14 protein-coding genes are annotated in these 20,614 nt (G+C 65.7%); 12 read left to right on the top strand and 2 right to left on the bottom strand.

Annotated features, from left to right (window positions below):
- The first annotated feature begins 28 nt into the window (after positions 1-28).
- The 11 genes from ACTJLD_RS39930 to ACTJLD_RS39880 all read left to right on the top strand — a co-directional run bounded on the left by ACTJLD_RS39930 (position 29) and on the right by ACTJLD_RS39880 (position 16,931).
- Positions 29-1,237 (top strand): acyl-CoA dehydrogenase family protein, encoded by a 1,209-nt coding sequence (locus ACTJLD_RS39930; RefSeq protein ID WP_440661589.1) that lies wholly within the window; start codon positions 29-31, stop codon positions 1,235-1,237.
- Between the two features lie 14 nt (positions 1,238-1,251).
- Positions 1,252-2,388, top strand: a complete 1,137-nt coding sequence (locus ACTJLD_RS39925; RefSeq protein ID WP_091923773.1) for an acyl-CoA dehydrogenase family protein — start codon at positions 1,252-1,254, stop codon at positions 2,386-2,388.
- A 30-nt stretch (positions 2,389-2,418) separates the two neighbouring features.
- Positions 2,419-3,624, top strand: coding sequence for a CaiB/BaiF CoA transferase family protein (locus tag ACTJLD_RS39920; protein ID WP_440661587.1), 1,206 nt, complete (start codon positions 2,419-2,421; stop codon positions 3,622-3,624).
- Between the two features lie 288 nt (positions 3,625-3,912).
- Positions 3,913-4,218 (top strand): DUF485 domain-containing protein, encoded by a 306-nt coding sequence (locus tag ACTJLD_RS39915; RefSeq protein ID WP_333978657.1) that lies wholly within the window; start codon positions 3,913-3,915, stop codon positions 4,216-4,218.
- An 11-nt stretch (positions 4,219-4,229) separates the two neighbouring features.
- The gene (locus tag ACTJLD_RS39910) at positions 4,230-5,924 is read left to right on the top strand and encodes a cation acetate symporter (RefSeq protein ID WP_226157225.1); all 1,695 of its coding nucleotides are present in this window, start codon (positions 4,230-4,232) and stop codon (positions 5,922-5,924) included.
- A gap of 269 nt (positions 5,925-6,193) precedes the next feature.
- Positions 6,194-8,272: a type VI secretion system Vgr family protein gene (locus ACTJLD_RS39905; RefSeq protein ID WP_440661585.1), complete on the top strand. Its 2,079-nt coding sequence runs from the start codon at positions 6,194-6,196 to the stop codon at positions 8,270-8,272.
- Between the two features lie 17 nt (positions 8,273-8,289).
- Complete coding sequence (locus tag ACTJLD_RS39900; RefSeq protein WP_440661584.1) at positions 8,290-10,950, top strand: peptidoglycan DD-metalloendopeptidase family protein; 2,661 nt, start codon at positions 8,290-8,292, stop codon at positions 10,948-10,950.
- A 5-nt stretch (positions 10,951-10,955) separates the two neighbouring features.
- Entirely contained in the window at positions 10,956-11,693 is a 738-nt protein-coding gene (locus tag ACTJLD_RS39895; RefSeq protein WP_440661583.1) for a hypothetical protein, read from the top strand.
- Between the two features lie 484 nt (positions 11,694-12,177).
- The gene (locus tag ACTJLD_RS39890; RefSeq protein ID WP_059489813.1) at positions 12,178-13,467 is read left to right on the top strand and encodes a dicarboxylate/amino acid:cation symporter; all 1,290 of its coding nucleotides are present in this window, start codon (positions 12,178-12,180) and stop codon (positions 13,465-13,467) included.
- Between the two features lie 4 nt (positions 13,468-13,471).
- Positions 13,472-15,481, top strand: a complete 2,010-nt coding sequence (locus ACTJLD_RS39885) for a sensor histidine kinase (protein ID WP_440661582.1) — start codon at positions 13,472-13,474, stop codon at positions 15,479-15,481.
- 94 nt (positions 15,482-15,575) lie between these two features.
- Positions 15,576-16,931, top strand: a complete 1,356-nt coding sequence (locus ACTJLD_RS39880; RefSeq protein WP_027789045.1) for a sigma-54-dependent transcriptional regulator — start codon at positions 15,576-15,578, stop codon at positions 16,929-16,931.
- Positions 16,932-17,028: 97 nt separating this feature from the next.
- On the opposite strand, the gene ACTJLD_RS39875 is transcribed toward ACTJLD_RS39880, so the two are convergent.
- Positions 17,029-17,565: a TlpA disulfide reductase family protein gene (locus tag ACTJLD_RS39875; RefSeq protein WP_027789046.1), complete on the bottom strand. Its 537-nt coding sequence runs from the start codon at positions 17,563-17,565 to the stop codon at positions 17,029-17,031.
- A 160-nt stretch (positions 17,566-17,725) separates the two neighbouring features.
- Here ACTJLD_RS39875 and ACTJLD_RS39870 point away from each other — a divergent pair, with 160 nt between their 5' ends.
- A complete protein-coding gene (locus tag ACTJLD_RS39870; protein WP_440661579.1) occupies positions 17,726-18,298 on the top strand; it encodes a hypothetical protein in 573 nt (190 codons plus the stop codon).
- Positions 18,299-18,630: 332 nt separating this feature from the next.
- Here the strand turns inward: ACTJLD_RS39870 and ACTJLD_RS39865 are convergent, their stop codons facing one another.
- Entirely contained in the window at positions 18,631-20,235 is a 1,605-nt protein-coding gene (locus ACTJLD_RS39865) for a YifB family Mg chelatase-like AAA ATPase (protein WP_440661577.1), read from the bottom strand.
- Positions 20,236-20,614 lie beyond the last annotated feature (379 nt).

Genomic DNA, 20,614 nt, shown 5'->3' with positions numbered 1-20,614 from the left:
CGCCAACCGCATTCGCCACGGACTGACGATGGACCTCAATTTCACTCCCGAAGAGGAAGCCTTCCGCACGGAAGTGCAGCGCTTCCTGCAAGCCGAACTGCCTGGGCGCATCGCGCGCAAGGTGAAGGGCGGCCTGCATCTCACGCGCGACGACATGCGCGAATGGCACGCGATACTCAACGCGCGCGGCTGGCTCGCGAGCCACTGGCCGCGCGAGTACGGCGGCCCCGGCTGGAGCGTCGCGCAGAAGTTCCTGTTCGACAACGAATGCGCGCTCGCGGGTGCGCCGCGCATCGTGCCGTTCGGCGTGAACATGCTCGGCCCCGTGCTGATCAAGTACGGCGACGAAGCGCAGAAGCGCCGCTGGCTGCCGCGCATTCTCGACGGCACCGACTGGTGGTGCCAGGGCTATTCGGAGCCGGGCGCCGGCTCCGATCTCGCGTCGGTGAAGACGAGCGCGGTGCGCGGGCTCGACGCGCAGGGCGAGCACTACATCGTGAACGGCCAGAAGACGTGGACCACGCTCGGCCACTACGCGAACATGATCTTCTGCCTCGTGCGCACCGCGACCGACGTGCGCAAGCAGGAAGGCATCAGCTTCCTGCTGATCGACATGAACACGCCGGGCGTCGAGGTCCGCCCGATCATCACGCTCGACGGCGAGCACGAAGTAAACGAGGTGTTCTTCACCGACGTGCGCGTGCCGGCGGAGAACCTCGTCGGCGAAGAGAACCGCGGCTGGACCTACGCGAAATACCTGCTCACGTACGAGCGCACCAACATCGCGGGAATCGGTTTTTCGACGGCCGCGCTCGACCGGCTGCGCGCGGTTGCCGCGAAGGTCACGAAGAACGGCCGGCCGCTCGCCGACGACCCGTTCTTCGCGGCGCGCATCGCGCGCGTCGAGATCGAACTCGAGAACATGCACACGACCAACCTGCGCGTGCTGGCGGCGGTCGCGGGCGGCGGGGTGCCGGGCGCAGAAAGCTCGATGCTGAAGATCCGCGGCACGCAGATCCGCCAGGAGATCACCGCGCTGATGCGGCGTGCGATGGGGCCGTACGCGCAGCCGTTCGTCGAGGAGGCGCTCGATGCCGACTACGACGGCGAGCCGGTCGGCCCGGACGAAGCGGCGAGCGCCGCGCAGCAGTATTTCAACAACCGGAAGCTGTCGATCTTCGGCGGCTCGAACGAGATCCAGAAGAACATCATCGCGAAGATGATGCTCGGGCTGTAACGAGGAGCGCGACGATGGATTTCCAGCACACAGAAGACCGCCGGATGCTGGCGGACACGTTGAACCGCTTCATCGCCGAACAGTATGCGTTCCCGGTGCGAGACCGCATCGCGCAGTCGGCCGAGGGCTTCGATCGCGCGATGTGGCAGCGCTTTGCCGAACTCGGCACGGTCGGCGCGCTGTTCGCGGAAGCCGACGGCGGTTTCGGCGGCGCGGGCTTCGACATCGCCGTGGTGTTCGAATGCCTCGGGCGCGGGCTCGTCGTCGAGCCGTTCCTCGGCGCGCTGCTCGCGGGCCGCGCGCTGTCGCTCGCCGGCGGCGACGCGCATCGCGACAGGCTTGCCGCGCTGATCGACGGCAGCGCGAGCGCCGCGTTCGCGCACGACGAGCCGGGCTCGCACTACGAACTGACGACCGTGCGCACGCGCGCCGAACGCTCGGGCGACGGCTGGGTGCTCACGGGCGCGAAGGGCGTCGTCGACCAGGCCGCGCAGGCGGCGTTCTTCGTCGTCAGCGCGCGCGTGTCCGGGCAGGACGACGACGCGGCCGGCATCGGCCTGTTCGTCGTGCCGGCCGACGCGCCGGGCGTGTCGCTGCGCGACTACCGGAAGATCGACGGCGGCCGCGCGGCCGAAGTGCGCTTCGAGCGCGTCGTGCTGCCGGCCGATGCGGCGCTCGGCGCGCACGACGGCGAAGCGGGCGCCGAGTTGCTCGAACGCGTGCTCGGCTACGGGCTGCTCGCGCTGTCGGCGGAAGCGCTCGGCGCGATGGACGTCGCGAAGGAGCACACGCTCGAGTACCTGCGCACACGCAAGCAGTTCGGTTTGCCGATCGGCAGTTTCCAGGCGCTGCAGCACCGAATGGCCGACCTGCTGCTCGAAGTCGAGCAGGCGCGTTCGGCCGTGATCAACGCGGCCGCGCAGCTCGATGCGCCGCGCGTGGTGCGCGAACGCGCGCTGGCCGCGGCGAAATTCAGCATCGGGCGGATCGGCACGCTCGTCGCGGAGGAGAGCATCCAGTTGCACGGCGGGATCGGGATGACGTGGGAGCTGCCGCTGTCGCACTACGCGAAGCGCCTCGTGATGATCGATCACCAGCTCGGCGACGAGGATCACCATCTCGCGCGCTACATCGCGCTGTCGAAACAGTAAAGACGAACGACGCGAATGGAGGAGACAAGGATGACGAACGAATCGCGCGTTTTGCCGCTGGCCGGCGTGAAAGTGCTCGACTTCTCGCGCGTGCTCGCGGGGCCGTGGTGCGCGATGGTGCTCGCCGATTTCGGCGCGGAAGTGATCAAGGTCGAGCATCCGGCACGCGGCGACGATACGCGCGACTGGGGCCTGAGGATCGGCGACACCGAAACGACCTACTTCAACAGCGTGAACCGCAGCAAGCGCTCGATCTGTCTCGACCTGCAGACCGACGAAGGGCGGCGGCTCGCGCGCGAGCTGGCCGCGCAGGCCGACGTGGTGCTTCACAACTTCAAGTTCGGCGGCGCGGAGAAGCTCGGGCTCGGCTACGACGCGCTGGCCGAACTGAACCCGCGCCTCGTGCACTGCGCGATCTCCGGCTACGACCGCTCGGGCGCCGAGGCCGCGCGGCCCGGCTACGACCTCGTCGTGCAGGGCGAGGCCGGGCTGATGGCGCTGAACGGCGAAGCCGGCCAGCCGCCGCTGAAGTTCGGCGTCGCGGCGGTCGACCTGTTCACCGGCATGTATTCGGCGCAGGCGATTCTCGCGGCGCTGTACGAACGTCATGCGACGGGGCGCGGGCGGCGCATCGAGATGGCGCTGTTCGACTGCGGGCTGATGATCACCGCGTACTACGGGCTCGACGCGCTGCTGATGGGCGAGGACCCGCCGCGCTACGGCAACGCGCATCCGTCGATCGTGCCGTACGGCGTGTTCGACGCGGCCGACGGCCCGCTCGTGATCACGGTCGGCAACAACACGCAGTTCGCGCGCTTTTGCGACGCGATCGAGCGGCCCGACCTCGCCGCGGACGAACGCTACAAGACCAACCTCGGCCGCTCGGAGAACCGCGCCGACCTGCTGCCCGAGATTCGTCGCGAACTCGCGCGCCGTTCGCGCTCGACTCTGCTCGCGGCGCTGGCCGACGCGGGCATTCCGTGCGGCGAAGTGCTCGGGCTGCACGAAGCGCTGAAGTCGGAACGCGCGACGAGCGCGGGGCTCGTGACGCGGCAGCCGCATCCGGTCGCGGGCGGCGTCGACGTGCTGGCGCCGCCGTACCGGTTCGACGGCGCGCGGCTGCCGGTGCGCAGCGCGCCGCCGGTGCTGGGCGCCGATACGGACGCGGTGCTCGGCGGCTGGCTCGGGATGTCGGCCGACGAGGTCGCGCGGCTGCGTGCGGATCGCGTCGTGTAATTCGATTTGCCGCCACGGCGCGGGCGGGGGAGTCGACGCGCGCCGACCATTCCACACAACACCCTCGCAATGACGAGTTGGTTTGCCCTGCGGGGGCCTGAGTAGGCGCTGAAGCGCCAACTCAGGTCGACCGCGAAGCATGGGACCAGAGTAAGCGCTAAAGCGCTAACTCGGGTCGACCGCGAAGCATGGGACCAGAGTAAGCGCTAAAGCGCTAACTCGGGTCGACCGCGAAGCATGGGACCAGAGTAAGCGCTAAAGCGCTAACTCTGGTCGACAGGAGACACCATGGAGCTTTTCTTCATCGAATCGGTCACGGCGCGCCGCGACTATCAGCAGCTCGTGCGGGCGCGGCGCCGTTTCAGCTTCACGCTGACGGCACTGATGATCGCCACGTACTACGGCTTCATCCTGTTCGTCGCGCTCGCGCCGCACGTGCTCGCGGCGCCGCTGTATCGCGGCGCGACGACGACGGTCGGGATCGCCGCGGGCGTCGCGATCATCCTGGTCGCGATCGGGCTGACCGCGTGTTACGTGCTGCGCGCGAACCGTGCGTTCGACCGCCGCGTCGACGCGCTCCTGCAGCGTTCGTGAAGGAGGCCGACATGCGACGCATCTCGATCGCGCTCCGCGCGCTTGCCGTTCCCGCGGCCCTCGTGTCCTCCGCCGCGCATGCGGTATCGGTCGCGGGCCCGATGCCCGACAAGGTCGAACTGAACCCGGTCGCGATCGGGATGTTCTTCGCGTTCGTGTTCGCGACGCTCGCGCTCACGCGCTGGGCCGCGCGCCGCACGCGCTCGACGCGCGACTTCTACACGGCCGGCGGCGGCATCACCGGGCTGCAGAACGGGCTCGCGATCGCGGGCGACTATATGTCGGCCGCGTCGTTCCTCGGGCTGTCGGGGATGGTGTTCATGTTCGGCTTCGACGGGCTCATCTACTCGATCGGCTTTCTCGTCGGCTGGCCGTTCGTGATGTTCCTGATCGCCGAACCGCTGCGCAATCTCGGCAAGTTCACGTTCGTCGACGTCGTTGCGTACCGCTTCGCACAGCGGCCGATCCGGCTGCTGACGTCCGCGAATTCGCTGACCATCGTCGTGCTGTACCTCGTCGTGCAGATGGTCGGCGCGGGCAAACTGATCCAGCTGCTGTTCGGGCTGTCGTACGGCACGGCCGAGCTGATCGTCGGCGTGCTGATGGTCGTCTACGTGTTCTTCGGCGGGATGACCGCGACCACCTGGGTGCAGGTGATCAAGGCCGTGCTGCTGCTGTGCGGCGCGACGCTGCTCGTCCTGCTCGCGCTCGCCGAATTCGGCTTCAGCGTCGACGAGATGTTCCGCCGCGCGGTGGCCGTGCATCCGGGCGCGCTGTCGATCATGGGCCCCGGCAAGCTGATCCGCGATCCCGCCAACGCGCTGTCGCTCGGCATCGCGCTGATGTTCGGCACGGCCGGCTTCCCGCACATCCTGATGCGCTTCTTCACGGTGCCGAACGCGAAGGAGGCGCGCAAGTCGGTGCTCTATGCGACCGGCTTCATCGGCTACTTCTACCTGCTGACCTTCGTGATCGGCTTCTCGGCGATCGTGCTCCTCGCGCAGCATCCGGAATTCTTCAAGCTGGGCGCCGACGGGTCCTTCAACCTGACGCACGACCTGCTCGGCGGCTCGAACATGGTCGCGGTGAAGCTCGCGCAGGCGGTCGGCGGGAACTGGTTCTACGGCTTCATCGCGGCGGTTACGTTCGCGACGATCCTTGCGGTGGTCGCGGGCCTCACGCTCGCCGGCGCGACGACGATCTCGCATGACCTGTACGCGCAAATGTGGGCGCGCGGCAAGCCCGACGAGCGCCTCGAGATGCGCATCTCGCGCGCGGCGACGATCGCGTTGTCGGCGGTCGCGATCGGGCTGTCGATCCTGTTCGAGCACGTGAATGTCGCGTTCATGGTCGGCCTCGTCGCGGCGGTGGCCGCGAGCGCGAATTTCCCGGTGCTCGCGATGTCGATCTTCTGGCGCGGGATGACGACGCGCGGCGCGGTGCTCGGCGGCGGCCTCGGCCTCGTGTCGGCGGTCACGCTCACGGTGCTGTCGAAGTCGGTGTGGGTCGACGTGCTGCATCACGCGCACGCGGCGGTGTTCCTCGATAACCCCGCGCTCGTGTCGGTGCCGCTCGCGTTCGTCGGGATCGTCGTCGGCTCGCTCGCGGATCGCGGCGAGCGTGCGCGGCGCGAGCGCGCTGCGTTCGCGCAGCAGGAGTTTTATGCGCAGACGGGGGTGCTGGCGGGCGAGGCCGTGCAGCACTGATTCGTGGTTGAGGGCAGTGAAACTCCGAGGATCGAGATCTTTCGGAGTTTCGCTTTTTTGGGGCGAGGCGCAGAGGTAATCGCCAGTAGAGGCGGAATTTGCGACAAGGTGGCCGGGGCAGTCTGGCTCGGTCGCGGATAGGACCAAGGTAACCCACGGATATGGTGGGGGCCAGGTCGGGGGAAAGCGCTATTTTCAGATTCGTCCAATAGACGGGGATCTCGCAATAGTTAATCGTTGCCGCTGGGCGTTCAGCGAGCAGCTTAACTATGGCTATCCAATCTGACCTGCGCTTTACCTTCACCGCGGGCAACGAATCATTCGAGGTCGTCGAGTTCACTCTGCACGAGGGCCTGTCCGAGACCTTTCTCTTGCAGGTTGAATTGGCCAGCGCGAATCCCGCCATCGACTTTGGCGAGGTGCTCGACCGCAATGGCCTGCTCACGATTTGGCAGGGCGGGCAGCCGGTGCGTTACGTGCATGGCGCCATCTCATCGTTCGTTCAGCGTGATACGGGCTTTCGACGCACTCGCTATTCCGCGGTGGTCGAGCCGCGTTTGGCGCGTCTGAAGCTGTCCTCCGACTGGCGCATCTTCCAGACTTTGAGCGTGCCCGAAATCGCCACGGCCGTGCTCAAGGCACACCATCAAACGCTGGACTATGAGCAGCGTGTCACCAACGAGCATCTGGCGCGCGAGTATTGCGTGCAGGCAGGCGACACCGACTACGAGTTCATCGAATGTATCTTGCGCGAGGAAGGCTTCTTCTACGCTTTCCAGCACAAGGCCGATGGGCATCGGTTGATCCACTGCGATCGGCTGTTTATCTTCGGCCGTCAGCAGGGCGAGCCGGTGATCTACAACCCGACGCCCGGCGGCGACCAGCCGCAGCCATGCCTGCGCACCTTCGCCTATACGGAGAACGTGCGTACCGCGCGTCAGGTGCAGCGCGACTACACGTTCAAGAGTCCACGCTATCCGCACGAGTACCCGCGCGAAGGCACAGGCCTCGATCACCAGGGCCGCGGCTACGCGCGCTACGACTATCCAGGCCGCTACAAGCACGAGGGCAGTGGCAAGGCGTTTACGCAGGATCGCTTGCGCGGCCATCGCCGCGACGCATGCATTGCGCGGGTGAACGGTGACGATGCGCGCCTGCAACCGGGAGTCGCGTTCGACCTCACCAGCCACCCGCGTGAGGACATGAACCGCGGCTGGCGTCCGGTCAGCATCGTCCATCACGGCGTGCAATACACCAGCCAGGCGGAGGAGGGCGCCGACGCGCAACAAGGCACGCACTATCGTTACGAAGCGGTGCTGGTGCCCGACGATGCCGAATGGCGCGCCGAGCCGCTGCCGCGCCCGCGCATCGACGGCCCGCAGCCGGCGACGGTGGTCGGCCCCGAAGGCGAGGAGATCTATACCGACGCGTACGGCCGGGTAAAGGTGCAATTCCCGTGGGATCGCGAAGGCAAGTACGACGAGCACAGCTCGTGCTGGATCCAGGTCGCGCAGAACTGGGCGGGCGCGACTTGGGGACATATGGCGATCCCGCGTATCGGGCAGAAAGTGATCGTGGTCAACCTGGATGGCGATCCGGACCAGCCTCTCATCATCGGGCGGGCGTACAACCGCTTGCAGTTGCCGCCGTACGAACTGCCGCGGCACAAAACGCGGATGACGATCAAAAGTCAGACGCACAAGGGCGAGGGCTACAACGAACTGCGCTTTGAGGACGAGAAGGATCAAGAGGAAATCTACGTCCATGCGCAGAAGGACCAGAACATCCACGTCAACCACGACGAAACCACGTTCGTCGGGCATGACCGCAGCGAGCAGGTCGAACACGACGAAACCATCGCCATCGGTAACGATCGCAAAGAGACCGTGGGGCGCGACGAGCAGGTCACCATCGGCCAGGACCGCCGCCACGACATCGGGCAGGACGACTTCCTGAGCATTGGTCGCAACCACACGATCCACACGGGCAAGGACCGTACCGAGGAAGTCGGCAACCATCGTCGCGACAAGACGGCGGCTAACCACACGATGGATATCGGCGGACATCTGACGCAGCGCGTGCAGGGGCATGCCGAGCTGGAGGCGGGGCAGGCCATTCGGCATCGCACCAAGGTCGTTGAGTTGCAAGCCGGCGAGGTAATCCGCCTGCGCGGCCCCGGCGGCACGATCACGCTGGATGACGGCGGTATCACTTTCGACACCATGATGATTCGGTTGAAGGGTCCGCTGATAGCCGACAGCGTCGGTCGTGGCAACCGCGTCGGGATCGACGGCGACCCGCTGTCTGGCGAGCTCACCGATCCGACTGACCTGCCGCTCTCCGAGTAACCTCCAGGAACCCACCGATGCTCATCAGCTATCCATTCTTACGCGCGCCAAAACCGAAGACAGACGAGGCCCAGGATGAAGGTACCGTTGGCCTGGGAGAAAAGAGCGGAAAAGGCACATTTCCCGTCAGTCACCAGTTCGGCTGGCACGGTGGCGTGCATCTGGTGGCGCCGGGCGGCGACGCGAATCCAGAGCCGGTGCGCGCTATCGCCGACGGCGAAATCGTGTACGCGCGCCCCAGCACCCCTAAACCGAAGGCCACGCCCACCGGCGAAGAACGCGACGCCAACCCGCTGTACTACTACGCTGGCTGGACCAGCAACGGTGTTGTCATCCTCAAGCACCGGACTGAAGTCGGCGAGGGTGTCGAGGTTGTGTTCTATTCGATCTACCAACACCTGAGCACTGTGGCGAAGGCGGACTGGAAGAGCGGTGACAAGGTGTATCGCAAGGACCCCATCGGCAAGGCCGGCGACATTTATGGCAAGTCCAACCGTATCCACTTCGAAATCGTCGCAGACAAAGCGAACGTGGAGCGGTTAATGGGGCGTAGCGAAGGCAAGCTGGAGGTCGCCGAAGGGCGGCGCAACTGTGTCTGGGGCGACATGCACATCGTGGTTCCCGCCGGCGCGCCCCTCTACGCGGTCAATCCACGCACTGAAACCCGGAAATATGTGGTGCGGGCCTTCAATTCCACGGTAGGCGTCACTAACGATACGCTCGAAAGCGTCGCGCAGCGCTTCCACACTACGCCAGCGCGCATTCTCGCGCTTAATGGCAAGACAGCGGCGCAGGCCGGCACGTGGTGGCCGAAGGTCACCGGCGCTTACCAAATTGCGATGGCATCAGCCACGAAGCGGCCCCCTGTACCCACGGACGCGCAACGCACTATCCGCGTACCCGCGGTCTATGGGGCGGCGGCCGCGACGCTACCCGATGATCTGACCGCCGAGGTGTGGGCGCAGTGGACGGTACAGCCCATCGGACGAACCAAGGAAGCCCTGATCGTCACCCTGAGCGAGGCGAGCGGTGATATTACCGTGACCACGCGTGACATCGGCGGCGAGCGCAAGGGTAGCGAATCTGAGGCCCAAGGGGGCTACAACCTTTACAAGACGGCGGTGGGCACCTACCCGGGATGCCCCAGCGCCGGCTACGAGATGCTGCGCTTCGGACGCATTCTTGGGCCCGACGCGCCTGCCGCGATCGACCTGCACGAAGGCCGCCTGCCGCACTTTCGCAAGATCGCCGTCGGCGCGAGCACGACCGCCTTCGTCGACCTCAACTGCGCGGGTGTCAAGGTCTACAGCGACGCCGACTTTCCCCACTGGCAAGGCTGGACCTTTATCGATGACGATACCGACGGAAACAGCCGCTGCGACTCGATGCAATTGCTCGACCTGATCGAGCCCCGCTCCCCAACGCAGCCTCCCGTCCCGGACTTGCCCGGCTCTAGCGAAGTGGCGCAAGGCGCCGCCACGGTCATCGATGCCGCTACCCAGCATCGTGGTCGGCTGATTCGCGCCTACGCTAAAGCGCAGAGAGGCGAAATGCGCGAGCGCTTGAGCTACTGCGTGGTCAAGATGCCCAGCGAATGGGCACGGGACGATTTCGACAAGCGCTGGGATTGGCTGAAAGGCGTCGAAGGGCAGAGCCCGGTCGCCAATATCCTGTTCCCGATTTGTCTGGGCGATGCGGCCTATGAAAGGCTTAAGCGCCATCACCAGGCATTAGCGTTTTGGGAGGATGCGGTGGAGAACGGCCTGACTCTTGATAAAGAGCACTATCACTTTCATCCGATGAGGTTTGTTGATGCATTGAAGTGTTGCAGTTGGCGCAGTACACGTGAGTTGGCACAAACTTTACCTCGGCGTTCCTCTCAGAATGCCGGGGGCGCGATCCCATGGTCAGTTGCTTGGGATCGCTGGACGTGTGGTAATAGCGGAGATGGCTTCATGCCACAAAACATGCACATTGCTATAAATCGAATGTGGTTGAAATATGGATTTATTACACCGCTGCGGCAGGCTCATTTCTTGGCGCAAATATACAAGGAAAGCGGTGCTTTTAAATCGACCGCGGAGAAAGGCGATGAGCGCTACTTGCGGACCATGTACGAAGCTTTAACGCCAATAGAGGCTGGTGAGGATTACGACAATAAGCGAGCTTGGTTGCAGGCTATGGGGTTTCTGAGGGGCAGGGATCGTCCAACTTATGTCTTGCAGCGACCTGGGGAAATTCGCGAAAAAGCTCAAAGTTTGGGGAATGTCCAGCTTGGTGATGGCCCCCGCTTTCGGGGACGTGGGCTGATTCATCTTACTGGTCGGAATGGCTATAAAATCTACGGCGAGTTTCGTAATGTCGATTACACGAAAGATCCCAGCCCATCTCGGTTGTCAATAGATTCGTCTGTCGCGGCAGATTCGGCTGGATACTTTTGGGCAAGCAAGGTGATGGTGTCGCCAAATGCAGGTGCTCTCCGTAGTGGGATGAACATCCATCGTCGAGCCGATCTAGGTGCGGCCGACATCAATGTGTCAGCCATTACAACTCCGGTGAACGGCGGAAGTACAGGATTACAGGAGCGGCAGGAATTCTTTAAATACATTCACTTTATTCTTGATGATGTGGAAAGTATGCCACTGAGTTCGGCCTTAAAGAGACAGGTTGAGGACTGAGCTTCATGTTGCTTATTGATTGGTTTCATGGAGTGGCAATGCGCAAAAATGAATTGCATTTGCTTGATATGCGGCGATGTTTTTCGCGCCTTTCGGTAATCATTTTTCTGTTCCTTTTGGGGCTCCCCGCCTCGGAGGGCAGTGAGCCGATGCAGCGTTACGATTTTTATCAGAACTGCGGTCTGTCACTTAGCCTTCCGAGTGTCCTTGCTCCCGTTGTTGATTATGAGGTCAGTCCTTGTGCGAACTCGTATCGAGAGGAAAGTGGAGCAACGATGCTGATTGGTTCTTTAGTTGGTGGCCGGAAAAACCCAGATCTACTTGAGAAATTGCCAGCATTACACATCTACAGGCGGGATCTCGATCATGTTCTGAATTCGTTGAATGGAAGTGGCTTGCGTCGAATTGCAAATGGATCTGTCATCTCAACAAGCGAACTGGAAGAGGCAGAGTGTGGATTATCTGGGGTGGCGCATATATCAGAGGTCGCGGGGGTGAATTGGAGCGGTTGGATTGCGGAGGATTTTTACAAAAGCCGAGACGTCGCATCGAGTCGTGACCACTGCGAGCGATTTGACAATCGGCACCGATGTATCAGGTTGGTCATTGGAAACGCGAAAGAAACAGTGGCAATGAGTCAATATTGCCTGGTGCGTCGAGATGGAGACTTCGACCTGGATGAGGGGTTGAGCTACGAAATTTTTATGGAAATCCTCAAGTCTATAAAACTGCTTGAAGAGTGAGACAAGAACCAGGGGCCAAGTCACTGCTGCCATGATGGCCTCTAGAGCATGAACAGGGTCGGATTCGCTATCTGACGAGACACATCATTTCGGCAAATCGCGAATGTAGGCGCTTGCTCCCGTCGCTCAGGCTCCACCGGAACCCCCGCATCCGTCCGAATCCCCGGACGGATATTTTCCGGAAATCCGGAAAGCCGGATTTCCTTGCCTGCCGCATTATGAGAAATACAATGAAAACAACGGTTTGAGGGGTTACGGAAACCTGGCATCGACCTTGCGATATAAAGCGCACGGCCAACCCCCCGGCCGAACTACTACAGCAAGCAAGGAGACAATCGATGACCACTGCCTTCCTCCCCCTCCGGACGTCCTGAGGCATCGCTTGTTGCGGCACGGCAGCCGCGCGGGCGATTTGTTTCCCCTGACATTCGTCCGCGCGCGTGACGCCGTTTCCATCGGCTCATCTACTTCAGCAGGAACCATCGTGAAGAAGAAACCCTTCTACAAAGTGCTCTATGTGCAGGTGATCTTCGCCATCATCGTCGGCGTGATCCTCGGCCATTTCTACCCGTCGATCGCCACCGACATGAAGCCGCTCGGCGACGGCTTCATCAAGCTGATCAAGATGGTCATCGGCCCGATCATCTTCTGTACGGTCGTCACCGGCATCGCCGGCATGGAGGACATGAAGAAGGTGGGCCGCGTCGGCGGCAAGGCACTCCTGTACTTCGAGATCGTGTCGACCTTCGCGCTGGTGCTCGGCCTCGCGGCCACGCACATCCTGCGTCCGGGCGTCGGCTTCAACATCGATCCGGCGACGCTCGACGGCAAGGCCGTCGCGTCGTACGCGGCGAAGGCGCACGGGCAGTCGACGGTCGACTTCCTGATGCACATCATCCCGAACACGATGGTCGATGCGTTCGCGCAGGGCGAGATCCTGCAGATCCTGCTGATCGCACTGCTGTTCGGCAGCGTGCTCGCGCACCTCGGCGAGCGCGGCAAGGTCGTCACCGACTTCATCGACGGGCTCACGCGCGTGCTGTTCGGCATCGTGCACATCGTCACGAAGCTGGCACCGATCGGCGCGTTCGGCGCGATGGCGTTCACGATCGGCAAGTACGGCGTCGGCTCGCTGGTGCCGCTGCTCAAGCTGATCGGCACGTTCTACCTGACGTCGGTCGTGTTCGTGCTCGTCGTGCTCGGCACGATCGCCCGCGTCACGGGCTTCTCGATCATCCGCTTCGTGTCCTACATCAAGGAAGAGCTGCTGATCGTGCTCGGCACGAGCTCGTCGGAAGCCGCGCTGCCGCAGCTGATGGAAAAGCTCGAGAAGGCCGGCTGCTCGCGTTCGGTCGTCGGCCTCGTCGTGCCGACCGGCTATTCGTTCAACCTCGACGGCACCAACATCTACATGACGATGGCCGTGCTGTTCATCGCGCAGGCGACCAACATCGAACTGACGTGGATGCAGCAGCTCACGCTGCTCGCGGTCGCGATGCTGACGTCGAAGGGCGCGAGCGGCGTCACCGGCGCGGGCTTCATCACGCTCGCCGCGACGCTCGCCGTCGTGCCGACGATCCCGCTGTCGGGCATGGTGCTGATCCTCGGCATCGACCGCTTCATGAGCGAATGCCGCGCGCTGACCAACATCGTCGGCAACGGCGTCGCGACCGTCGTCGTGTCGGCATGGGAGAAGGAACTCGACCGCAACAAGCTGCGCCAGGCGCTGAAGGGCGGCGGCGAAGTCACGCCGACCGAGACGGCCGGCGTCTGACGTCATGAAGGAGCAGGCGGCGGCATCGCCCGCGGGCGGTGCGGCCCGCGGCGGCCAGGGCGGGCAGGCGGAGGCCTATGACACAATAGGCGATCCGCATCGCCAGGAAGCCTCGACCGTGACGCGCCGCCTGCTCATTCTCGTCGTGCTTGCCGCCGCGCTCGCCGCGGCGTGCACGCTGACGTGGACAATCACCTGGCGGCGCGGCGTCGCAGAGTTGCAGCGCAACGCCGCGGTGCGCGTCGACCGCACCACCAACGCGCTCAAGAGCACGCTCGACCGCTACGAATCGCTGCCTTATCTGCTCGGCAGCCATCCGTACGTGCAGGACCTGCTCGCCGAGCCGAAGCGCACCGACTACACCGCACGCGTCAACCGCTATCTCGAAGACCTCAACGAACACGCGCACGCGACCGTCACCTACGTGATCGGCGCGGACGGCCTGTGTGTCGCCGCCAGCAACTGGCGCGCACCCGACAGCTTCGTCGGGATCGAATACCGCTTCCGCCCGTATTTCCTCGATGCGATGAACGGCCAGGTCGGCCGCTTCTTCGGGATCGGCACGATCTCGCGCGATCCCGGCTACTACATCTCGCAGCCCGTGTGGCGCGACGGCAGGATCGCGGGCGTCGTCGTCGTGAAGCTCAACCTCGAGTGGTTCCAGGGCGCCGATGCGTCCGAGCCGCTCGTCGTCGCGGACGACCACGGCGTCGTGTTCCTGTCGTCGGTGCCCGCCTGGAAGTACCACACGCTGCGGCCGCTGACGGGGCCCATCGCCGCATCGATCTACGAGACGCGCCAGTACGCGCAGCAGCCCGTCACGCCGTTGCCGCTGCGCATCGAGCAGGTATTGGGCCCCGATGCGGAGATCGTGCGTCTCGGCGCGGGCCTGCGCGCGCCGCGCTACCTCGCGAGCAAGCGCCGGATCGGCGAGCCCGACTGGCTGCTCGTCACGCTGGCACCGATCGCGCCCGTCGACGCCGACGCGCGCAACGCGACGATCGTCACGGGCTTCGGCTTCGTGTCGGTCGCGCTGCTCGCGTTCTACTGGCGGATGCGCCGCGCGCGCGTGCGCGAAATGATTCGCGGCCGCGCGCTGCTGCAGCAGGCTTACGCGGAGTTGAACCGGCGCGTCGAAGAGCGCACGGCCGACCTGTCGGAAGCGAACGAGCAACTGCAGAAGGAGGTCGGCGACCGGATCCGCGCGGAACAGGAACTGCGCGCCGCGCACGACGAACTGATCCAGGCGAGCAAGCTCGCCGCGCTTGGCCAGATGGCGGCCGGCATCACGCACGAACTGAACCAGCCGCTCGCGGCGCTGCGCAGTTTCTCGGACAACACGCGTGTGCTGCTCGATCGCGGCGAGCAGGCGGCCGCGCGCGAGAACCTCGAGGCGATCGCCGCGCTCACGGAGCGGATGGGCAAGATCACGAACCAGCTGAAGCTGTTCGTCGGCCGCGCGAAGCCGCGCAACGAGCAGGCGCTCGTCGTGCGTGCGCTGCGCAGCGTGCTGTCGTTGCTCGACGAGCGCCTGCGCGGCGTCGCGCTCACGCTGACGTTGCAGGATGCGACCGTATCGCCCGCGCACGATGCGCCGCTCGACCTGGCGCGCGACTATCCCGAGCTCGTCGCGCGCTGCGAGGACCTGCGCCTCGAACAGGTGCTGATCAACCTGCTCGGCAACGCGCTCGACGCGGTCGCAGGCGTGGCGGCGCCGGCGATCGAGGTGACGATCGGGGTGTCGGCGGCGACGCTCGCGATCGAGGTGCGCGACAACGGCTGCGGCATTGCGCCCGACCTGCTGCCGCGCCTGTTCGAGCCGTTCTTCACGACCAAGGAAATGGGGCGCGGGCTCGGGCTCGGGCTCGCGATCTCGTCGTCGATCGCGAGCGACGCGGGCGGGGCGCTGACCGCGCGCAACGCGCCGTCGGGCGGCGCGCTGTTCGTCTTGACGCTGCGGCGCGCCCGCACGCATCATCCGGACTCCGTGTCCGAGCCGGCGGGCTCGCGCTAGGCGCGCCATGCCGCCCGCCCGATCGGTGCACGATCGGTATCAACGCCGCCGCGCGCGCTGCCGCCGCGCGGCCCGTCAGGAGCAAGTGAGTACGATGGCCAACCGCCTGCAAGTGATCTATATCGAAGACGATGCGCTCGTTCGCCGGGCAAGCGTGCAGAGCCTTCAGCTGGCGGGGTTCGACGTCGCCGGCTTCGAGTCGGCCGAGGCAGCCGAGAAGGCGATCGTCGCGGATACCGCCGGCGCGATCGTCAGCGACATCCGGCTGCCCGGCGCGAGCGGGCTCGACGTGCTCGCGCAGTGCCGCGAGCGCGTGCCCGACGTGCCCGTGATTCTCGTCACGGGGCACGGCGACATCTCGATGGCCGTGCAGGCGATGCGCGACGGCGCGTACGACTTCATCGAAAAACCGTTCGCGGCCGAGCGCCTGATCGAGACGGTGCGCCGTGCGCTCGAGCGGCGCGAGCTCGTGCTCGAGAACCACGCGCTGCGGCGCGAACTGGCCGGGCAGAACGTGGTCGCGCCGCGCATCATCGGCCGCAGCCCCGCGATCGAGCAGGTGCGCAAGCTGATCGCGAACGTCGCGCCGACCGACGCGTCGGTGCTGATCAACGGCGACACGGGTGCCGGCAAGGAGCTGATCGCGCGCAGCCTGCACGAGCTGTCGCCGCGTCGCGACAAGCCGTTCATCGCGGTGAACTGCGGCGCGCTGCCCGAGCCGATGTTCGAATCGGAGATGTTCGGCTACGAGCCCGGCGCGTTCACCGGCGCCGCGAAGCGCCGGGTCGGCAAGCTCGAGTACGCATCCGGCGGCACCTTGTTCCTCGATGAAATCGAAAGCATGCCGCTCGCGCTGCAGGTGAAGCTGCTGCGCGTGCTGCAGGACGGCGTGCTGGAGCGGCTCGGCTCGAACCAGCCGATCCGCGTGAACTGCCGCGTCGTCGCGGCCGCGAAGGGCGACATGAGCGAGCTCGTCGCGGCCGGCACGTTCCGGCGCGACCTGCTGTACCGGCTCAACGTCGTGACGATCGCGCTGCCGCCGCTTGCCGAGCGCCGCGAGGACATCGTGCCGCTGTTCGAGCACTTCATGCTCGATGCGGCCGTGCGTTACGCGCGGCCGGCGCCGGTGCTGACCGACCGGCAGCGCGCGAGCCTGATGCAGCGCGACTGGCCCGGCAACGTGCGCGAGCTGCGCAACGCGGCCGACCGCTTCGTGCTCGGCGTGGCCGACATGCCGCAGGAGACGGGCGCGAACGGCGGCGACGCCGACAACGAGCAGACGCTGAAGGAGCGCATCGAGCAATTCGAGCGTGCGGTGATCGCCGAGGCGCTGAACCAGACGGGCGGCGCGGTTGCCGCGACGGCCGACCGGCTGCATGTCGGCAAGGCGACGCTGTACGAGAAGATGAAACGCTACGGGCTGTCGGCGAAAGGCGAAACCGAGCGCTGAAAAGCGAACGGACCGCGAAACCGGGTTGCCCGGTCGTGCGGTCCGTCGTGCGGAGAAGGGCGCGGCGCGCGGCCCTTCGAGCCGGATCGGGAGGCGCTCAGGCCGCGTTGCTGTCGAGTGCCTTCTTGAGCAGTGCGTCGAGTTCCGCGAACTGCGGTGCGCCGACGTAGCGCTTCAGGATCTTGCCGTCCTTGTCGACGACGAAGGTCGTTGGCGTGAGCTGCACGTTGCCGAACTGCTTCGCGACGCTGCCGTCGTCGAGCGCGACCTTGAACGGCAGCTGGCGCGTCTGCGCATAGTTCGCGACGTACATCGGCGGATCGTAGTTCATCGCGACGGCGACGAACTCCAGCCCCTGACCCTTGAAGCGATTATAGGTATCGACCATCTGCGGCATTTCCTGCATGCAGGTCGCGCAGCTCGTCGCCCAGAAGTTCACGAGGTAGACCTTGCCTTTCAGGTCGCCTGCGGTCGAGACCTTCTGGCCCGACAGCAGCGTGAACGTGGCGTCCGGCACGGTGGACTTGCCGTTGAACGCGAAGAAGCCGGCCACGGCGATCGCCGCGACGACGGCGGCGGCGACGATGTAGCGGACGGGTCCGGCGCTGCGCCGGGCGGGAGGCGTGGTGTTCATCTGGAGCTCTCGGAGTCGGTCGATGACGCGGATCGAAGCAAAGGACATCGAAATTCGGCGCTCATTTTAGCGCGAATGCGGGATGTGCACCGACGGCGGCCACGCATCCCGGAATTCACGTTCGGCGGATAATGCCCGTTTTGCCTGCCCGCTCCACGCCATGCCGAAGGAAGTCACCGATTCGTTGCGCCCCCTTTTTCGTCCGCTGCGACACTTCGCCGCGCTCGCGTGCATGAGCGTCGCGCTGACCGCGTGCTCGCCGTCGTATGACTGGCGCACGCTGCACAACGACGCCGGCTACACCGTCGACCTGCCGGCGAAGCCGACCGTCGAGCAGCAGCCGGTGGCGATCGGCGGCGCGTCGATGCCGATGCGGATGCAGGCCGCGCACGTGGACGGCGCGGTGTTCGCGGTCGGCACGCTGACGCTGCCGGACGACAGCGACGACACGCGCCGCGCGGCGCTCGAGTTCCTGCGCACCGGGCTGTCGCGCAACCTCGACGGCGCGCCGCAGACGGCTGCGGTGCCGGTGCCGCTTGCGACCGGCGGCGCGGTGAATGGGCTCGAGCTGCGCATCGCGGGCGCGGCCGCCGGCGGCGATCGCGCGCGCAAGACGATCGTCGCTCGGCTTGTCGCTCGCGGCCGGCATGCGTACCAGGCCGTCGTGATTGCCGACGGGCCGCTTGCCCAGGAGCAGCTCGACCAGTTTTTCGGGTCGTTCAAGCTCGACTGAGGGCATCGGCGAGGGCGCCGGGGCACGTCGTGACAACTGAAAGTTCGTTCGCAACTTTCGGCGCTAGTCGCCGGATTTTGCGAGGTTTTTTCGGCTATCCACAGCGCATGTGGATAACTTTGTTGAAAAGTTTCCCGAATTTCCCGCCAAGCCGCGCGGGACGGCCTTCCGGCCCATTTGGTCGCTCGCTTGCGTTTTGTGAAAAGTCAATCAAAACAACGAGATACGGATTCCGTGCTGCAAAGGTCCCGCCGAGCCCCGATCCGGGGCCGGATTCGTGGAATTGTGCATAAGTCAAGTCTTGACAGCCGGATTTTGTCCTCCGAGGACGCTCACAGCGCCGTGAGCGCGCGCCGGTAGCGGATCGCTTCGGCGATCTGCGCGGCCGTCGGCAGCGGGTCGCCGGCCAGGTCGGCGATCGTCCGTGCGACCTTCAGCACACGGAAATACGCGCGCGCCGACCAGCCGAAACGTTCACCGGCCTCGCGCAGCAACCGCTCGCCTTCGTCGGTCGGCCGGCAGAGATCGTCGGTTTCTCGGCCGCTCAGCATGTGATTCGTCTTGCCCTGCCGGTCGAGCTGCAGCGCACGCGCGTGCGCGACCCGTGCAGCCACCGCGGCACTCGGCTCGCCGGGCGCCGTCGCGCGCGACGCGAGTTCGGCCGGCGACAGCGCGGGCAGGTCGATCTGGATGTCGATGCGATCGACGAGCGGCCCCGACAGCTTGCGCAGGTAGCGGGCGGCGACGTCCGGCGTGCAGCGGCAGCGTCCGGACGGATCGCCGTGCCAGCCGCACGGGCAGGGATTCATCGCGGCGATCAGCTGGCATGCGGCCGGGAAGTCGGCCTGCTGCGCCGCGCGCGAGATCGTGATGCGGCCGGCTTCCAGCGGCTCGCGCAGCATTTCGAGCACGTGCCGGTCGAATTCTGGGAGCTCGTCGAGAAACAGCACGCCGAGATGGGCGAGCGTGATTTCGCCCGGTTGCGGCGGGTTGCGGCCGCCGACCAGTGCGGCGGCGCTCGACGAATGATGCGGGGCACGGAACGGCCGCCGGCGCCACTGTGCCGGTGAAAAGCCGAGGCGGCTCGCGGAGAGGAGCGCCGCCGACGTCAGCGCCTCGTCGTCGGTCAGCGGCGGCAGGAGGCCCGGCAGCCGTGCGGCCAGCATCGACTTGCCGGCGCCCGGCGGCCCGATCATCAGCATGTGATGGCCGCCCGCGGCCGCGACTTCCAGCGCGCGGCGCGCACCGCGCTGGCCGACCACGTCGGCGAGATCGGGGGCGGCCGGCACCGGCAGGCCGTCGAGGCATGGCGCCGCGACCGGTGCGAGCCGGGCGTCGGGCGCCCCGGCGAGGTGGGCGCACAGCGCGGGCAGGTCCGGCGCACCGAACACGGTGACGCCCGGCACGAGCGCCGCCTCGGCGGCGCTGGTGAGCGGCAGGTACAGCTCGGGAGCGTTTGACGCGACGGCGGCCGGACCGGGGGCGGCCCGTTGATTACCGTTGCCCGAACCGGAAGCCGCACCGCTTTCCGCGACCTGCCAGTCCCGCGCGACCCCGCACGCCATCGCGAACGCGCCGCGCATCGGCCGCAGCGCGCCGGTCAGCGACAGTTCGCCCGCGAATTCGCGGCCGGCCAGCGCGTCGGCCGGGATCTGGCTGTTCGCGGCGAGGATGCCGAGCGCGATCGGCAGGTCGAACCGCCCCGACTCCTTCGGCAGGTCGGCCGGCGCGAGGTTGACGGTGATGCGGCGCACGGGGAATTCGAAGCCGCAGTTCTGCAGCGCGGCACGCACGCGCTCGCGGCTTTCGCGGACCTCGAGATCGGGCAGGCCGACGATCGAGAACGACGGCAGCCCGTTGGCGAGATGGACTTCGACGGTGACGTCCGGCGCACGGCCGGAGGCGGGCGCGCGACTGCGCACCACGGCGAGCGACATGGCGAGGCTCCTGTAAACAAGACGGACGGGCGACGGCCGTTCGTGGCCGCATGCCGCGGGAATCGGAGGAATCGGTGCGCGCTTGCCGGCGTGGCGCGGGAAAAGAGCGAGAGACTGCGAAGAACGGGGTGCTGCGAAGAGCGAGGGACTGCGAAGAACGGGGTGCTGCGAAGAGCGAGGGACAGCGAAGAGCGAGGGGCAGCGAAGAGCAAGGGACAGCGAAGAGCGGAGGTGCTGCGGAGAACGACTTACGACGAAGCGCGGTAGCGCGACTTCAGGGTTTCAGGTTTTCGGGGGCTGGCGGGCGCGGGCCGCACGAACCAAACCGAGGATCAGCGTGGTGAAGAGCACCAGTGCGCCGATGAAAACCCCATCCATT

This window comes from Burkholderia sp. 22088 (assembly GCF_052045915.1).
GTDB classification, from domain to species: Bacteria; Pseudomonadota; Gammaproteobacteria; order Burkholderiales; family Burkholderiaceae; genus Burkholderia; species Burkholderia cepacia.
Note: the sequence above shows the minus strand (reverse complement) of the source record. Positions and strands in the feature narration are given on the sequence as shown.

What these genes read in the sequence shown, in the direction of transcription:
- ACTJLD_RS39930 (WP_440661589.1), top strand. Translation starts at nt 29, where the DNA reads ATGGACCTCAATTTCACTCCCGAAGAGGAAGCCTTCCGCACGGAAGTG.
- ACTJLD_RS39925 (WP_091923773.1), top strand. Translation starts at nt 1,252, where the DNA reads ATGGATTTCCAGCACACAGAAGACCGCCGGATGCTGGCGGACACGTTG.
- ACTJLD_RS39920 (WP_440661587.1), top strand. Translation starts at nt 2,419, where the DNA reads ATGACGAACGAATCGCGCGTTTTGCCGCTGGCCGGCGTGAAAGTGCTC.
- ACTJLD_RS39915 (WP_333978657.1), top strand. Translation starts at nt 3,913, where the DNA reads ATGGAGCTTTTCTTCATCGAATCGGTCACGGCGCGCCGCGACTATCAG.
- ACTJLD_RS39910 (WP_226157225.1), top strand. Translation starts at nt 4,230, where the DNA reads ATGCGACGCATCTCGATCGCGCTCCGCGCGCTTGCCGTTCCCGCGGCC.
- ACTJLD_RS39905 (WP_440661585.1), top strand. Translation starts at nt 6,194, where the DNA reads ATGGCTATCCAATCTGACCTGCGCTTTACCTTCACCGCGGGCAACGAA.
- ACTJLD_RS39900 (WP_440661584.1), top strand. Translation starts at nt 8,290, where the DNA reads ATGCTCATCAGCTATCCATTCTTACGCGCGCCAAAACCGAAGACAGAC.
- ACTJLD_RS39895 (WP_440661583.1), top strand. Translation starts at nt 10,956, where the DNA reads ATGTTGCTTATTGATTGGTTTCATGGAGTGGCAATGCGCAAAAATGAA.
- ACTJLD_RS39885 (WP_440661582.1), top strand. Translation starts at nt 13,472, where the DNA reads ATGAAGGAGCAGGCGGCGGCATCGCCCGCGGGCGGTGCGGCCCGCGGC.
- ACTJLD_RS39880 (WP_027789045.1), top strand. Translation starts at nt 15,576, where the DNA reads ATGGCCAACCGCCTGCAAGTGATCTATATCGAAGACGATGCGCTCGTT.
- ACTJLD_RS39875 (WP_027789046.1), bottom strand. Translation starts at nt 17,565, where the DNA reads ATGAACACCACGCCTCCCGCCCGGCGCAGCGCCGGACCCGTCCGCTAC.
- ACTJLD_RS39870 (WP_440661579.1), top strand. Translation starts at nt 17,726, where the DNA reads ATGCCGAAGGAAGTCACCGATTCGTTGCGCCCCCTTTTTCGTCCGCTG.
- ACTJLD_RS39865 (WP_440661577.1), bottom strand. Translation starts at nt 20,235, where the DNA reads ATGTCGCTCGCCGTGGTGCGCAGTCGCGCGCCCGCCTCCGGCCGTGCG.